Below are 15,243 nucleotides of genomic sequence, written 5' to 3' on the forward strand. Positions count from 1 at the left end.
GAGATGTCCTCTTTTTAAAACATATTCATGAATAATGAAATGATGATCCAAAGTATGGTAAATACTAGATACAAAAGATTTGGGATTCGCTTAAAGAATCTTGCATACCAATTCTCATTTGTCTTCTCTTCTTTAATAAATTCATTCATTTCTTTTGATTTTAATACCATTGTAATGAGTCCATAAATCACAAGAGCAAGCACTAAAACTGTAATCAAAACATGATTTGAATAAACCGACATTAAAGCTAAAAAGTTATTACCTGCATGAGCTAGCATAGTAACTAAAATACTATCCGATTTAAGATACATATAACATAGTACCAGCCCCATAAAGAAAGCAGGGATGGCTTGTGTAATATTCAAGTGTAAAAGTCCAAATAACAACGATGTAACAATAATGGCGAACATTTTATTATATTTCGACAATGTCTGTAGAATCATACCTCTAAATATCAACTCTTCAAATATAGGTGCTAAAATGACCACACTTGTGAATGTAAAAATATTATAGAGCAAACTTCCATTTAACGAAAAATCTGGGCTTGTATCTGGTAATCCAAATTTTGATAATAAAGCACCAATAATACCAATCGCATAATTTAAAAAATACATCATTGAAACAGTATCTATTGTCTCTTTGGGTTTAAATGTAAACTTCAAATCTTTGATTTTTTGTTTAAAAGAACTACTCATAAACCATAACAGGATGATTCCAGATATAAAAGAAATCAACATTTCAATGCAGGCATTGATTGCAGAATAATCATAATACAAAGAATACATGATTAAAGGCATTGCTACAAAGCTAAACAAAAAAGAGAGTGTCAGCTGCATAATAATATATAGCCATAATGAGCCTCCAACTTTACTCAATTCTTTATCAGGCATAAATTCAGGTGGTTGTTCCATAATAATCACTACTTTCTAAATTTATTCTAACTTGAACCTCTCATCACTGAAGTGACGAGATTCTTGGGAACAGGCTTCTATCGAAACCTTTCTTACCAAGCTATCCCCGCAGTTCCTGCGGTTGTTTTATTTTTACTTAATTTGCTAATATGCCTTGCATCAATATATTGATGGATGCATTTACATCTCTGTCATGATTTGAATGGCATTTTGGACAGGTCCATTCTCTTACTTTTAAATCTTTTGTTCCTTCATTCTTATATCCGCAACAATGACAGGTCTGACTGCTCGCATAGAATGTGTCTACTTTCTTGATCACCTTTCCATACCACTCGGCTTTATATTCTAGCTGTGTTGTAAATTTTGACCAGGATACATCCGATATAGACTGGGCTAGATTGTGGTTTTTAAGCATATTCTCTACTTTTAAGTCTTCAATGCAGATAATGTCATATTCTGTAATGATTCGTGTAGATAGTTTGTTGATAAAATCCATTCTTTGATTCGCTATCTTTTCATGAAGTCTTGCGATCTTGATCCTGTTTTTGATCCAGTTGCGGCCGCCCTTTGTTTTTCGTGACTGCTGCTTCTGTAGCTTTTTCAGTTTCTCAATCGACTTCTTCAGATATTTTGGATTCTCTACCTTTTCTCCATTACTCAATACGATAAAATCCTTGATACCTAGATCTATACCTGTTTCATTATATGTTAGTGGAAACAAGACTTCTTCTACATCCGTATAACATAGTGAAACATAATACTTTCCACTTGGCACTTGTGAAATGGTTGCACTCAGTAGTCTTCCCTTTGGGGTTCGTGTTTTCTTTATCTTTACAAGACCAATCTTAGGAAGCTTAACCTTATTGTCAAATAATTCAATATTTCCATTCGTATACTTTGTTGTATACGAATAACGATGTGTCTTCTTCGATTTGAATCTAGGATATTCCGCCTTTTTTCGAAAGAAATTAATATATGCCGTATCCAGATTCTTTACGCTTGACTGTAGAGCCACAGAATCCACTTCCTTTAGCCATTCATATTCTTTCTTTAAAGAAACTAGATCCTTAGCACATGCCGAATAACTTAATGTGATTCCAACTTTTTCATAGGCATCCCTACGTTTTGCCAGGTAATGATTATATACAAAACGAGTGCAGCCAAAAGTCTTGGCCAACAATATTCTTTGTTCTCTGTTTGGATACATACGATACTTGAATGCCTTTTCCATGATGATTTCTCCTTATTGATTCGCTATTTTCTTTTTTGACTTCTTATATACTCTATAATCTGTTCTTCTGTATTTTCAGAAACTGTAGCTACAAAATAAGAAGGATTCCATAGATGTCCACCCCATAACTTGGATCTTAGATCATCCCCAAACTCTTTCATCAAGAGTCTGGCCGATACACCCTTCATAGCTTTTATAATATTTGGAATGTAATGCTGCGGCGTACAATTGATCAGCATATGGATATGATCCTCATCCATATTCATTTCCAGAATTTGAAAACCATTATCCTTTGAAATCTGAGTCAGCAGCTCTTTTAATCTTGTTGCGACCTGTCCATTCAAGACATCACGACGATACTTTACACACCATACGATATGATACTGTATAGAATATACATAGCCTCTTCCTTTAACAACTTTCATATGTTTTTTCCTCATCTATATTATAACATATGTATATATTTAAAGCACTATATTTATCATTTATTTTTAAATTGTTTATTTAACATATGTACATCTAATTCATCTCATGATTAAAGTCACGAATGTTCTTAGATTGCATTATAAAAGAGGCTCTTAGGCCTCTTGTAAAATATGAAGTTTTCTTAATGATTCCTCAATTGAATCTAAATCTTCTTTTGATTGTGCACTCACCGTATGACAATGATATCCACTCGTTAGATCCGTTAAAGGTTTTGCCTGATTCTGTGAAATAGAATCAATGAATTCCTTGACTTGTTTTCTAGAACTAATGTTCATTTTAGCCTCTAACTTACCATATACATTATGTTTGACAAATACATTTTCAATACAGCCACCACAATCTACGATTGCATTCATTTCTTCTTCCATACGATCATTCAAATGAAAACAAGAAAATACTCTTCGAACTCTTTGAGGTGAACATACATATCCTTTGTGTGTCGCATAAATATGAACATTTCTTGCCTTTAATAAGGCAATATCTTGCACAATGACTTGTCTTGATACATTAAACTTTTTGGAAAGTGCACTTCCGGAAACTGGCACTTCGCTTTTTGAAATCGTGTCATAAATGGCTTGAAGTCTAGCTTCTTTTTCCATTTATTTCACCTGCAAGTTTTTTAAAGACAAATCTAAAATAGGTGCTGAATGCGTTAGAGCACCACTTGAAATATAGTCCACACCTAAGGCAGTTAATTTTTCAATATTCTCTTTTGTGACATTTCCAGAACACTCCGTTTCGGCTCTTCCATCAATGATTTCAATTGCCTTTTTCATATTTTCAACACTCATGTTATCTAACATGATAATATCCGCGCCGGCTTCAACCGCTTCTTCAACCTGTTCTAAATTTTCTACTTCCACTTCAATTTTACGAACAAAAGAAGCATAATCCTTTGCCATCTTAACTGCATTCGTGATTGAACCAGCTGCTGCGATATGATTATCCTTCAACATCACACCATCTGATAAATTGTATCTATGGTTATTTCCACCACCAACACGAACTGCATATTTTTCAAACACCCGCATATTTGGTGTTGTTTTTCTTGTGTCCAACAGCTTTGTCTTTGAACCCTTCAAATAAGATACGACACGATTTGTATAAGTAGCAATTCCACTCATTCTTTGAAGATAATTCAACGCAGTTCTTTCACCTGATAAAAGAACACGAACATCTCCAGACACTTCGGCCAATAATTGTCTGTTTTTAACGACATCCCCATCTTTTACATAAAATTTCACTTCCATGTTTTCATCTAATAAATAAAAGACTCTTTCAAATACTTCTAAACCTGCAATAATTCCATCTTCTTTACAGATCAATTGTACCTGCCCATATTGATAGGAAGGCATGACTGCATTTGTTGAAACATCTTCACTTGTTATATCTTCCTGCAAAGCTTGAATCAATAAGTGATCCACATTTAAACGCATTGTATTCTTATCCACGAGCTTGCCTCTCTCTTTCTATTTCTTCAAGTACCATATCATGATACATTTTTTCTTGATTTGATAACTGATGTGACTTTGTCACTTTTGCCAAATGATCAAAATCATTTGTATAAGCTGGTTCCTTTTTCAATAAATCAACAACAGCTCTCTTTCCCCAAACTAAAGATTCCAATAAGGAATTACTAGCCAAACGGTTCCTTCCGTGAACACCATTACAGCTTGTTTCTCCTACCGCATATAAGTGGGACATAGAAGTACGTGAATCTTTATCTACATGAATTCCACCCATAAAATAGTGCTGGGCTGGCGTAACAGGAATCCATTCTTTTGTACAATCATATCCTTCTTCTAAACACTTTTCATAAATATGAGGAAAATGATTCTTGATGACTTCTTCACCTAAAACAGTCATATCCATCCAAACATAAGGCATATCATCCTTCTTCATTTGTTCGCGAATTTTTTGTGTCATGATATCACGTGGCAACACTTCATTCGCAAAACGCTTTCCGTCTTTTCCATAAAGCTTAGCCCCTTCACCACGAACCGATTCACTAATAAGAAAAGCTCTTCCTTTTTCCTTTGTATATAAAGTTGTTGGGTGAATCTGTACATAATCCACATTTTCCAATTTAATACCATGCTGGATTGCAATCGCAATGGCATCTCCTGTTAAGTGTGGATAATTTGTAGAATGATTATACAATCCGCCGATTCCACCACACGCAAAGATTGTATAACCTGCTTCAATGCTCATTTCATTGTTGTTGGCATCTTTTGCCAAAACACCATAACATACATTGTCCTTTTCAATAATGTCTGTCATAGTGACATATTCCATGATTGTAACATTCTCTAATTTGCGAACCACATCTAATAAAGTGGATGTGATTTCTTTTCCTGTAATATCTTCATGGAATAAAATACGTGGTTTAGAGTGTGCCCCTTCACGCGTATAATCTAATTCACCATCTTTTGTCGCAAAATCAACACCATATCCAATCAATTCATTAATAATGTCACGGCTTGAATTGATCATAATTTCAACAGATTCCTTACGATTTTCGTAATGCCCTGCCTTCATAGTATCTTCCATAAAAGAATCAAAATCATTTTTGTCTCTCAATACACAAATTCCACCTTGTGCTAAAAATGAATCACTATTTTCGGCATCAGATTTTGTCAACATAATGACCTTTTTATCACTTGGAACATGTAAAGCTGCAAACAACCCACTTGCACCTGTTCCAACAATAACTATATCTGCTTCTAACTTTTCCATATTATTTTGCCAACTCCAACATTCTATCTAATGACTTTTCAGCCATAACCTTCACTTCTTCATCTACAAACACTTCATTTGTCTCATTCAACAAGCAATCATAAACCTTTTCTAAAGATACCTTCTTCATATTCATACAAATTAATTTATCTGTTAAAGGATAAAAAGTTTTATCTGGTGATTTCAACTGCATTTCATGAAGTACACCAAGTTCAGTTCCAATCACAAATTCTTTGTTTGGATTGTCCACTGTATATTGAATTAATTCTGAAGTGCTTCCTGCAAAATCAGTTGCCTCAACAACTTCATTAACACACTCAGGATGCACAATAATTGGAACATTTGGATGTTCTTCACGTGCTTTTTCAACATCTTTTAATGTCACACGCTTATGCGTAATACAATATCCATCATTTAAGATAATATTCTTTTCAGGTACTTGTTTCTTTACATAAGCACCTAAGTTTCCGTCTGGAATAAAGAAAATATTTTTATTTGGAAGTGAACGAACAATCTTCAATGCGTTTGAACTTGTTACACAAATATCAGCCATCGTTTTTAATTCAGCTGTTGAGTTGATATAACATACGACCGCTAAATCTTCATATTCTTCTTTCATCTTCTTAATAACAGCCTTACTTGCCATGTGTGCCATTGGACAATCTGCATTTAAATCTGGCATCAATACTTTCTTGTCTGGATTTAACATTTTGGCACTTTCACCCATAAATTTAACACCCGCAAATACAATAATATCTGCATCTGTATTTTTTGCTTTCTTTGCCAAAGCATAAGAATCTCCGACAAAATCCGCTACATCTTGTACAGCTCCATCTACATAATAATGCGCTAAAATAATCGCATTTTTTTCCTTTTTTAATTTCAATACATCTTCCTTTAAAGACATGGAATTTTCCTCCCTTAAAAAATTTTACCGTTTTGAATTATACACCCAGGCTTTACATCTGACAAGACAGTTGTAAAGTCAATATTATATAAGTTATATATCACAATGAAATAAGCATGAAAAAAGCGATGAATCAAAAATCATCGCCTTAGTTTTTTGTCTGTAAAACGCTTGGTGCAATATAAGCACGAGTTTTGTACTCTGCATCTAAATCATACAAACCCTTGGAATCGTGTCCAAACAATTCAAATCGAGAAATTAAATCCGAAGCATTCTTTTCTTCTTCTCCTTGCTCTTTGACAAACCAATCCAAGAACTGCATAGTTCTAAAATCTTTTTCTTCATAAGCTGCTGCGTAACAAGTATGAATCAATTCAGTTACGTATTGTTCATGTTTTAAGCCTGCCTTTAACGGATCACTTAGTTCATTTAAAGGAATATTTGGCTTATTAATAGCTTCCAAAACAACACTATAATCATTGTCTTGAAGATATTGCATCATCAATTGAGCATGTGCAATCTCTTCTTGTACTTGTACATGATACCAATTTGCGAAACCCTCTAAACTTTTATCATGATAATAATTTTCGAAATCCAAATACAAATAAGCAGAATATAATTCTTTATTAACTTGATTATTCAACAAGTCCGCTACTTTCTTACTCAACATAGCACATTCCTTCTTTCTAGCTACATCATACTCCTAGCAACAAGAAAAGCGTAGTGATATGCTCTCACAACGCTTCATTTACAGATTTCATTAAACTATCAACATCCTTATCGTTTGGATGTTTTAAAGCCTCATCAAAATTCTTCAACATTTCAGGATTCGATTCAAACTTTGCACGAATTGCCAAAGGCATCTTACCTTGGCACATCCATGTTCCTTTAACACAGTTGGATGCATCTAAATGACTTTGAACATTTTTTAAAATCATCTCAAAATATTCTTTAGATTTACCAAAACCAGCCGTTCCAAACAAGAAAACATTTTGATTACGTAGTGTAGAAAGATATTGTTTCATTTGATCATCACAATCTCCCTTATCACACCAGAATCCAATGCACAATAAATCTACAGGTTCTAAATTTTTTGCGTTTTCTACAGGTACACAATATTTTGACTCCATAAAATTCAAGCTGTTTGCCAAAGATTGTGTATTCCCTGTTTTTGAACTATATACAATTCCTATCATAAAATATATCCTTTCTACAAATATCGATTACGCCATGCATAATACTCTTCATCTTTTTCCATATCAATACCATGGTCATTTTCATAAACTTCAAACGTATTCTGTTGAAATAGTGAAATAAAATCATTTCTTGAAAGCTTTGAATGCCATTGACTATGCCATATATAAATTTTTTCTTTTTCCATTTTAATCAACGCACGATTCTCTAAACATATTAGTGCATGATTATCTTTTAATTTTTCAATTGCCTCTATCATTTCCATAGGACTATTTTAGCACAACTTTCAAAGATAAGAAAAGGTAGCCGAAGCTACCATGAGATATTATTATTCGTAATGATCTTTTAACTCTTGGAAATAAGCCTGTGGATGATTACATACTGGACATACCAATGGAGCTGTTTCGCCATAGTGAATGTGTCCACAATTCAAACAAATCCAAACGGTTGAAGTTGCCTTTTTAAACATAGCATCTTCTTCAACATCTTTCAACATAGCTTTATAACGAGCTTCGTGGTGTTTTTCAATAGCACCTACACCTTCGAACAAGGCAGCAATATCATCAAAGCCTTCTTCACGAGCTTCTTTAGCCATTGTTGCGTACATATCTGTCCACTCATAGTTTTCACCAGCAGCCGCATCTTTTAGGTTTTCTGTTGTTGTAGGAACTTTTCCACCATGCAAAGCCTTGAACCATAATTTTGCGTGTTCTTTTTCATTATTTGATGTTTCAGTGAAAATGTTCTGAATCTTTACATAACCATCTTTCTTAGCTTGTGAAGCATAATATTGATACTTAACACATGCCTGAGATTCCCCTGCAAAAGCAGCCATTAAATTCTTTTCTGTTTTAGATCCTTTTAATTCCATAATAAAGACCTCCTATCTGTCTTTATTTTAAATCAACTCAACATGTTTTTCCATTAAAACGCATAAGAAAAAGACAAATCCTAAGACTTGTCTTTTCTAATCGTTATTTGACCATGATGGTGTGTCGTTACCTCTACGTACTAAAATAGCTTTTTGGAATTCGGTTTGATCCAAGAACTCTAAAATACGCATCGTTTCTTCTTCTGTACATCCTATCAATAATTTGACGATACAATCCTTCTTAAGAATGTCAGCTGTAATCGCAATCGCATCTACATTATTTGTTGCGATAGAACCTTTGAAAACATCAATAGGTTTTTGATCTGAACCAAATGTATCTGAAAGAAAACCGTAATCTACAGGATAGACTAAATTTGTAAATTTATAGTGAGTACTTCCTTTTGGCCGGTCAATCGTACAACTGCTAGACAACAATAGCGTATCAAGCTTTTGCCAAAAGTATGCGTTATTTTCTAATTGCTGCATAATAACCTCCTGTCTTGTAATAGTCTATAAATTATTATAGCATTTACAAAATTATTTACAATACAAGAAAAGTTTTTTCAATATTCTTGGAAGAAAGATTTGATTGTTTCATGGTTTTTAGTACAATTTAGCGCAAGCATCAATAAAATCCTAGCTTTCTGTGCTGAAAACTTATAAGCAGGAATTGTTACTTTCTTTGAATCAAACACATCTGAATCAAAAACAGCACCCTCTAATACGCGACTTGCACGTACGACTGTACATTCTCCAGTATAGTTTTCTAAAACATCTTTTATCTTTGTAGGATAATTACCAGAACCTGTTCCTGCTAGAACTAGACCATCATACATACCTAACATAAATTTTAACAACTCAGGATCCGAATCTGTGTGCACATAAAAAATTTCTACTTTAGGCAAGTCATCAAATTCCATTTTTGAAAAAATCGTTTGGAATGTATGTTTTTTAAATGGTGCATTCAATAAATACACATGATCATCACGCATATATCCTAGAGAGCCAAATTCACCCATTTTAAATGCATCGGTTTTATAGCTGTTTGTTTTCTGTAAATCTCTACCTGAATAGATTGTATCAGAAATCACAGCTAAAACACCGGCTTGCCAAGCTTCCATATGACATGCTAAAGCCACTGCTTGATATAAATTCATAGGTCCATCTGCACTTGTTGCAGTTGCAGGTCGCATCGATCCTGTTAGGACAACAGGTTTATGACATGCCAAAGTAAGATTTAAAAAGAAGGCTGTTTCTTCTAATGTATCTGTACCGTGTGTAATAACAATTCCATCCACATAGCGATCTTTTTCTAATTCATGACAAATTTTTCTTAATTCAATCCATTTATCTAAACCCATATCATTAGAATCTACATTGTATAATTGAATTGTATTTAGATTTGCCAAATCGCGAATTTGTGGAATACTTTTAACAATTTCTTCCACATCAAAAGTGCCCGCCTCATAATTCGCACTTTTGCCTAAACTTCCTCGGCCGGCAATTGTTCCGCCTGTCGCAATGATTGTAATATTCTTCTTATTCATATGTTTCTAAAAACTCCCAGAACTCTTGTGTATCTGCCAAATCAAAATCAACGGTAGAATCAACATCCCATAAACTGATTGAATGATCATCTTCACTATAACCAATACCTGCATGTGTGGCCTTGCCATTTTCAATCACATACAATGTTGGTGTATAAAGGAAATATGGAGCCATATCCAAAAGAATCTTTCCATCTTCTGTCGAGCTTTGTAGCTGCTTAGAATCCTGGCTAATTTTACTAAAGCCATAGTCTGTTGAATCGATCTTATATAAAACAAGGTTTGGATGTTCATCCTTTGTTTGTTTGATATATTCTTGTAAAGATTCACAATAAGGACAATTTTCTCTTTCAATAATTAACACAAAAGAGTCTTTATGATCTAATTTTTTCTGTAATTTTGTTGCCGTAATTTCTTTAATTTCAAAAGGTTCTTTTGAAGAACATCCAACAAGCCCAATGCACAGAATAAAAGCACAAAATATAGTTAATAGTTTTTTCATCGAACAACCTACTTTCTAATACCATCCATAAATTTAGTCAAACTAAAAGCCAATGCCTCTAGTTTTTCACTTCCTGTCTGTAAGGCCATCTGAAAAGACATGGCACGATCAGCACTCGAAAAAATTCCAATCATACCTTGCTCATAAAGTGATTGATAACCTAAGCCTAAAGCCCCACTCAAACAAACACATGGCACATTATAGGATCTTGCCAAGTGGGCAATTCCTAGTGGCAATTTACCATACAATGTCTGCGCATCCGTCTGACCTTCTCCAGTAATGACTAAATCAGCATCTTGAAGATGATTTTTTAAGTCAGAATATTCTATAACTAAATCGATGCCAGAAGTTCTTTTTGCCTTCATAACACCCAACAATACACATCCAATGCCTCCAGCTGCTCCTGAACCTTCAAATTCATTCACATTCACATGGAATGTCTGTTTCAATTTCGCACAATAGTGAGCCATTCCTTTTTCGACTTCTGCCATTTGATTTAAATAAATTCCTTTTTGTTTCCCAAAAATATAAGTAGCCCCATTCTTCCCCAATAAATAATTCTTTACATCACAAGCACAAACGATTTCTACATCTTTTGGTAGTCTTGCATAACGCTTATCAATAAAAGCTATTTGACTAAGAGCATATACGCTTGGTACAAGTAATTCTCTTTTTGAATTATAAAAGCGAACCCCAAATTCATTTAAAATTCCCATACCACCATCATTTGTTGCACTGCCACCTAAGCCAATAATAATTTTTTTACATCCTCTAGAAAGTGCGTCTTTCATCATGATACCCACACCTTTACTTGATGCGATCATTGGATTTCTTTTTTCTTTAGGTGTCATATTCAGTCCGATGCAGCTAGCCACATCCATTATGGCAAGTTGACCATCTTGAGAAATACAGTATGTCGTAAATACATTTTTACCATAGGCATCCACAGTTAATACGTCTATTATCTTTCCTTGAATGATATCGCAAAACACCATAGCCGTTCCTTCTCCGCCATCGGCCATAGGAAAAGTTAAAACTTCATGTTTATTATTTGCCTTTAATATTCCTTTTTTTATACTTTCTTCGACTTCTTTTGAAGACATACAACCTTTAAAAGAGTCACACGCAACAATTATTTTCATGCGTACATTTTACCATATGCCACAAAAAATAAACACTTTTTTAATTTTTCAGTTTCATAAGTTAAAATATCCATAGTTAATGCTTTATTGTTGCTTGAAAAGCAAGATGTCATATGGGATAATATTTGAGTGAAAAATCTATACGTGATTTTATTCACAAAGGAGAATCAATAATCATGGAAAAAAAACATGTCGTTATAGGGGTGTCTGGTGGTATTGCAGCCTACAAAGCTTGCGATCTTGTCAGCAAATTATCCAAAAAAGATTATGAAATCAAAGTTGTCATGACAAAACATGCTCAAGAATTTGTCAAACCAATCAACTTTGAATCTTTGAGTAAACATAAATGTGAAGTTTCTTTGTTTGACGAAACAAATGAAGATCCAATTGCCCACATTACTTTAGCTAAATGGGCTGATATCATGGTGCTAGTTCCGGCTACGGCCAATATCATTGCCAAAGTTGTTCATGGTATTGCGGATGATATTGTTTCAACAACATTCTTGGCTTGTCATACTAAAAAATTAATTTGTCCGGCAATGAATGTTCATATGTATGAGAATGAGGTCACCCAAAGAAACATTAAACTTGCCAAAGAACTTGGCTATAAATTTGTAGAACCCGTTGTTGGTCATTTGGCATGTAATGATACTGGAAAAGGTAAGCTTGCTGATGTGCAAGATATTGTGTCTGCCATTGATCATGAGTTTGAATTGGAACAAACACTAAAAGGAAAAAACGTTTTAGTTTCTGCAGGTCCAACGCAGGAAGCTTTAGATCCTGTTCGTTTTTTAAGCAATCATTCAAGTGGTAAACAAGGGTATGCGATTGCCAAAGCTGCAAAAGGTCTAGGTGCCAATGTAACTTTAGTTGCAGGTCCTACTGCTTTAGAAGATCTTAATGATGTTAATATGATACACGTAACAAGTGCGCAAGATATGTTTGATGCGATCACATCGAGACTCGATGATCAAAACTACATCATCATGGCGGCAGCTGTTGCAGATTACAGACCTGAAATGGTCGCAGATCAAAAAATCAAAAAGTCAGATGAAGAGGTTACTTTTCATTTTGTGAAAAACCCAGATATCTTAGCTTATATTGGACAGCACAAAAAAGAGAATCAAATCATTTGTGGTTTTGCGATGGAAACTCAGAATTTAGAGGAAAATGCACGAAAAAAACTAGAATCCAAAAATTGTGATATGTTGATTGCGAATAACTTATTCACAAGTGGTGCTGGTTTTCAGACAGATACAAATGTTGTGACTTTATTAAGAAAGAATGATACGCAACATTTGCCTAAGTGTTCAAAAGAAGAATTGGGATATAAAATTCTAGAAACAATGAAAGAGATTGAGATGGAGAAATAATATGCTTGTAACAGTAGATATTGGAAATACAAATATTACGATTGGCATTTTTGATAAAGAGGATTTAATTGGTACATATCGATTAACGACAAAAGTAAGAAGAACGAGTGATGAATATGGTTTTATGTTAAAAAACTTTTTGGATCGTTCTAATGTACATGAAAAACAAATTGATTCCGTTATTGTTTCAAGTGTTGTTCCTAAAGTGATGCATTCCTTCACAAATGGAATCAAAAAATTTGTTGGTATCGAACCACTTATTGTTGGTCCTGGTATTAAGAGTGGTATCAGTGTTCAATTAGAAAACCCTAGAAATGTTGGTGCAGACCGTATTGCCGATTGTGCTGGTGCATTCAGTGAATATGGAGGACCTATTCTAGTGGCCGATTTCGGAACAGCTACAACGTATGACTATGTAGATGAAAATGGTTGTTTTAAAGCTGGTGCCATTGGTGTTGGTATTGAAACAGGAGCAAATGCATTATGGGGACAAACGGCACAACTTCCTGAAATTGAGATCAAACGTCCAAAAACTATCTTGGCAAGAAATACACAAACAGAAATGCAGGCTGGTGTATTTTATCAATTCTTGGGCGGAGTTGAATATACAATTGCTCAATTCAAAAAAGAAGTTGGTAAAGACATGAAAGTCATTGCGACTGGTGGTTTAGGAAGAATTGTTTGTAACTACACAAAATCCATTGATGTATATGATCCAAATCTAATTTTCAAAGGATTAAAAGTTATATATGAAAAGAACAAAGACTAATAAGCTCTTTGTTCTTTTTTTAACCATTTTTTATATGTATGTTCAATTAAAAATGCACCTAATGGAGCTGTAATCAAGATGGATAAAACAGCTATGGTCAATACAATTTGCCCACATCCAAGCCCTGCAGCCAAAGGGACTGATCCAATTGCTGCTTGAACAGTAGCCTTAGGACAATATGCGATCATGCAAAATAAGCGTTCTGATTTTGTGAGTGTTGTTTTTAATAAACAAATAAACACACCGAGCATTCTAAATAAAAGTGCTCCAAATATCAACAGAATAGCCATCATGCCTGCTTTTAATGCATAAGAAATATTTACACAAGCTCCAACTAACACAAATAATAAGACTTCAGCACCTACCCATAACTTATTAAATTTAACGGATAGTCGTTTGGATGCAACCGAATGATTTCTTTGAAGGAAAATTCCCATAAACATAATCGCAATTAATCCTGAAAATGAAATTGGTAAAGCATCCTCAAGTGTCACTAGAATAAATGCCACACTTAGTAGAATTAAAATCTTTACAGTATCTCGCATATGATTTTTCTTAAAGAAGATCGCAAACCCTTTTCCTAATAATGCTCCACATATAATACCAGTTAGAATGGATAGTGGAATATTCACAAAGCTTAATATATTCACGCTTTCTCCTTGGGCTAAACCAAGAAATGCTGTGAACATCACAATCACAAATACATCATCTACACTTGCTCCAGCCAAAATCAATTGTGGAATACTTTCTTTCGTTCCATATCCTTCATCCATAAGTTGTAACATTTTTGGAACAATAACTGCAGGACTTACGGCTGCAACAACGCTTCCCATAATAGCAGCATCTAGTAAAGAAATCCCTAATAATTTTGGCGCCAACAAAATCATTCCAACCATCTCAAAACAAGCTGGCACAAAACACATCAATATGGCTGGTCTTCCTACCCTTTTTAAATCACTTAAATCAAGATTCAATCCGGCTCGCATTAATATAATAATTAGAGCAATCTTTCTTAATTCACTGGATATGTTCAACAATGAAGAATCAATCAAACCAAGACAATAAGGTCCTAAAAGAATTCCTGTAAATATCATTCCTAATAATCCAGGTAATCCCATCTTTTTACATAACCAAGATAAAAACATTCCTGCAAGAAAAATATAAGATAAACTGATCAGCATTTTATCTCTCCTTTCAAAACGCAGAAAAGCTGATGGTTTCCGCGTAAAAAAACACAGAAGTCATCAGCTTATAAGAAGCGGTTTTAGTTTACAACTAAGGGAGAACTTCATTCCCAATGAGATTATACTACAATATTTAAGTTCTTATCAATAGCGTTTTAATCGATTCTTCGCTCACTGAGAAAATGGATGCGATAGCTTTAATTTCAAATCCCTTGTCCATCATTTTTCGATACATCTCAAGCTCTTTTTTCTCACTACCTTGTTCAATTCCTTGTTTGATACCCATCTGGATTCCTTTGTTTGTCGATTCTTCAAACATTTCATCTAATGCTCTGCACACTTTTACATCACCCTTTTCACTTTCCTGGTAGATATTCAATAACTCTTTGT

19 protein-coding genes and 1 riboswitch are annotated in these 15,243 nt (G+C 34.1%); of the genes, 2 read left to right on the forward strand and 17 right to left on the reverse strand.

Going from position 1 to position 15,243, the window contains the following annotated elements:
• Positions 1-14: 14 nt before the first annotated feature.
• The 15 genes from NE544_RS06525 to NE544_RS06595 form a co-directional block, all read right to left on the reverse strand.
• On the reverse strand, positions 15-911 hold the full coding sequence (locus NE544_RS06525) for a CPBP family intramembrane glutamic endopeptidase (protein ID WP_256268763.1): 897 nt from the start codon (positions 909-911) through the stop codon (positions 15-17).
• 136 nt (positions 912-1,047) lie between these two features.
• Positions 1,048-2,142: an IS200/IS605 family element RNA-guided endonuclease TnpB gene (gene tnpB / locus NE544_RS06530; RefSeq protein ID WP_256268764.1), complete on the reverse strand. Its 1,095-nt coding sequence runs from the start codon at positions 2,140-2,142 to the stop codon at positions 1,048-1,050.
• A 23-nt stretch (positions 2,143-2,165) separates the two neighbouring features.
• Complete coding sequence (gene tnpA / locus NE544_RS06535; RefSeq protein WP_256268765.1) at positions 2,166-2,567, reverse strand: IS200/IS605 family transposase; 402 nt, start codon at positions 2,565-2,567, stop codon at positions 2,166-2,168.
• A 153-nt stretch (positions 2,568-2,720) separates the two neighbouring features.
• Positions 2,721-3,227: a transcription repressor NadR gene (locus NE544_RS06540; protein WP_256268766.1), complete on the reverse strand. Its 507-nt coding sequence runs from the start codon at positions 3,225-3,227 to the stop codon at positions 2,721-2,723.
• Positions 3,228-4,079 carry a carboxylating nicotinate-nucleotide diphosphorylase gene (gene nadC, locus NE544_RS06545; protein WP_256268767.1) on the reverse strand — a complete coding sequence of 284 codons (852 nt, stop codon included), beginning with the start codon at positions 4,077-4,079 and terminating at the stop codon, positions 3,228-3,230. It lies immediately after the preceding gene.
• Positions 4,072-5,364, reverse strand: a complete 1,293-nt coding sequence (locus tag NE544_RS06550) for an L-aspartate oxidase (RefSeq protein ID WP_118116586.1) — start codon at positions 5,362-5,364, stop codon at positions 4,072-4,074. Before NE544_RS06550 ends, nadC begins: the two co-directional genes overlap by 8 nt.
• A gap of 1 nt (position 5,365) precedes the next feature.
• Positions 5,366-6,271 (reverse strand): quinolinate synthase NadA, encoded by a 906-nt coding sequence (nadA, locus tag NE544_RS06555; RefSeq protein ID WP_118116588.1) that lies wholly within the window; start codon positions 6,269-6,271, stop codon positions 5,366-5,368.
• Positions 6,272-6,419: 148 nt separating this feature from the next.
• Positions 6,420-6,941, reverse strand: a complete 522-nt coding sequence (locus NE544_RS06560) for a ferritin (RefSeq protein ID WP_256268768.1) — start codon at positions 6,939-6,941, stop codon at positions 6,420-6,422.
• Between the two features lie 64 nt (positions 6,942-7,005).
• Positions 7,006-7,467 (reverse strand): flavodoxin family protein BilS, encoded by a 462-nt coding sequence (gene bilS, locus NE544_RS06565; RefSeq protein ID WP_256268769.1) that lies wholly within the window; start codon positions 7,465-7,467, stop codon positions 7,006-7,008.
• Between the two features lie 14 nt (positions 7,468-7,481).
• The gene (locus NE544_RS06570) at positions 7,482-7,730 is read right to left on the reverse strand and encodes a hypothetical protein (RefSeq protein WP_118116594.1); all 249 of its coding nucleotides are present in this window, start codon (positions 7,728-7,730) and stop codon (positions 7,482-7,484) included.
• 63 nt (positions 7,731-7,793) lie between these two features.
• Positions 7,794-8,336 (reverse strand): rubrerythrin, encoded by a 543-nt coding sequence (gene rbr / locus NE544_RS06575; protein WP_288522680.1) that lies wholly within the window; start codon positions 8,334-8,336, stop codon positions 7,794-7,796.
• Positions 8,337-8,432: 96 nt separating this feature from the next.
• Complete coding sequence (locus NE544_RS06580; protein WP_117570913.1) at positions 8,433-8,822, reverse strand: Inorganic pyrophosphatase; 390 nt, start codon at positions 8,820-8,822, stop codon at positions 8,433-8,435.
• Positions 8,823-8,899: 77 nt separating this feature from the next.
• Entirely contained in the window at positions 8,900-9,883 is a 984-nt protein-coding gene (locus NE544_RS06585) for an asparaginase (RefSeq protein ID WP_118116580.1), read from the reverse strand.
• Positions 9,876-10,385, reverse strand: a complete 510-nt coding sequence (locus NE544_RS06590) for a hypothetical protein (RefSeq protein WP_117570911.1) — start codon at positions 10,383-10,385, stop codon at positions 9,876-9,878. Before NE544_RS06590 ends, NE544_RS06585 begins: the two co-directional genes overlap by 8 nt.
• An 8-nt stretch (positions 10,386-10,393) precedes the next feature.
• Positions 10,394-11,527: a glycerate kinase gene (locus tag NE544_RS06595; protein ID WP_256268770.1), complete on the reverse strand. Its 1,134-nt coding sequence runs from the start codon at positions 11,525-11,527 to the stop codon at positions 10,394-10,396.
• A 176-nt stretch (positions 11,528-11,703) separates the two neighbouring features.
• Between NE544_RS06595 and coaBC the strand changes: the two genes are divergently transcribed.
• Together coaBC and NE544_RS06605 are read left to right on the forward strand one after the other, a co-directional pair.
• Complete coding sequence (gene coaBC / locus NE544_RS06600; protein WP_256268771.1) at positions 11,704-12,900, forward strand: bifunctional phosphopantothenoylcysteine decarboxylase/phosphopantothenate--cysteine ligase CoaBC; 1,197 nt, start codon at positions 11,704-11,706, stop codon at positions 12,898-12,900.
• A 1-nt stretch (position 12,901) separates the two neighbouring features.
• A complete protein-coding gene (locus NE544_RS06605; protein ID WP_227991048.1) occupies positions 12,902-13,669 on the forward strand; it encodes a type III pantothenate kinase in 768 nt (255 codons plus the stop codon).
• On the opposite strand, the gene NE544_RS06610 is transcribed toward NE544_RS06605, so the two are convergent.
• Positions 13,666-14,850, reverse strand: coding sequence for a sodium:proton antiporter (locus NE544_RS06610; protein ID WP_256268772.1), 1,185 nt, complete (start codon positions 14,848-14,850; stop codon positions 13,666-13,668). The genes NE544_RS06605 and NE544_RS06610 overlap by 4 nt on opposite strands.
• 47 nt (positions 14,851-14,897) lie before the next feature.
• Positions 14,898-14,974, reverse strand: a riboswitch (Fluoride riboswitch).
• Between the two features lie 12 nt (positions 14,975-14,986).
• Positions 14,987-15,243 (reverse strand): hypothetical protein (locus NE544_RS06615; protein WP_370866045.1); only part of this gene is annotated, 257 nt, incomplete at its 5' end.

It is taken from the genome of Holdemanella sp. MSK.7.32, assembly GCF_024460475.1.
Taxonomy (GTDB): Bacteria; Bacillota_I; Bacilli_A; order Erysipelotrichales; family Erysipelotrichaceae; genus Holdemanella.

Excerpts from the sequence above, each read along its gene's own strand:
- NE544_RS06595 (WP_256268770.1), bottom strand. The coding sequence starts at position 11,527 with ATGAAAATAATTGTTGCGTGTGACTCTTTTAAAGGTTGTATGTCTTCA.
- bilS (WP_256268769.1), bottom strand. The coding sequence starts at position 7,467 with ATGATAGGAATTGTATATAGTTCAAAAACAGGGAATACACAATCTTTG.
- tnpB (WP_256268764.1), bottom strand. The coding sequence starts at position 2,142 with ATGGAAAAGGCATTCAAGTATCGTATGTATCCAAACAGAGAACAAAGA.
- NE544_RS06590 (WP_117570911.1), bottom strand. The coding sequence starts at position 10,385 with ATGAAAAAACTATTAACTATATTTTGTGCTTTTATTCTGTGCATTGGG.
- NE544_RS06525 (WP_256268763.1), bottom strand. The coding sequence starts at position 911 with ATGGAACAACCACCTGAATTTATGCCTGATAAAGAATTGAGTAAAGTT.
- NE544_RS06550 (WP_118116586.1), bottom strand. The coding sequence starts at position 5,364 with ATGGAAAAGTTAGAAGCAGATATAGTTATTGTTGGAACAGGTGCAAGT.
- nadA (WP_118116588.1), bottom strand. The coding sequence starts at position 6,271 with ATGTCTTTAAAGGAAGATGTATTGAAATTAAAAAAGGAAAAAAATGCG.
- tnpA (WP_256268765.1), bottom strand. The coding sequence starts at position 2,567 with ATGAAAGTTGTTAAAGGAAGAGGCTATGTATATTCTATACAGTATCAT.
- NE544_RS06585 (WP_118116580.1), bottom strand. The coding sequence starts at position 9,883 with ATGAATAAGAAGAATATTACAATCATTGCGACAGGCGGAACAATTGCC.
- NE544_RS06570 (WP_118116594.1), bottom strand. The coding sequence starts at position 7,730 with ATGGAAATGATAGAGGCAATTGAAAAATTAAAAGATAATCATGCACTA.
- NE544_RS06580 (WP_117570913.1), bottom strand. The coding sequence starts at position 8,822 with ATGCAGCAATTAGAAAATAACGCATACTTTTGGCAAAAGCTTGATACG.
- coaBC (WP_256268771.1), top strand. The coding sequence starts at position 11,704 with ATGGAAAAAAAACATGTCGTTATAGGGGTGTCTGGTGGTATTGCAGCC.
- NE544_RS06560 (WP_256268768.1), bottom strand. The coding sequence starts at position 6,941 with ATGTTGAGTAAGAAAGTAGCGGACTTGTTGAATAATCAAGTTAATAAA.
- NE544_RS06610 (WP_256268772.1), bottom strand. The coding sequence starts at position 14,850 with ATGCTGATCAGTTTATCTTATATTTTTCTTGCAGGAATGTTTTTATCT.
- rbr (WP_288522680.1), bottom strand. The coding sequence starts at position 8,336 with ATGGAATTAAAAGGATCTAAAACAGAAAAGAATTTAATGGCTGCTTTT.
- NE544_RS06540 (WP_256268766.1), bottom strand. The coding sequence starts at position 3,227 with ATGGAAAAAGAAGCTAGACTTCAAGCCATTTATGACACGATTTCAAAA.
- NE544_RS06605 (WP_227991048.1), top strand. The coding sequence starts at position 12,902 with ATGCTTGTAACAGTAGATATTGGAAATACAAATATTACGATTGGCATT.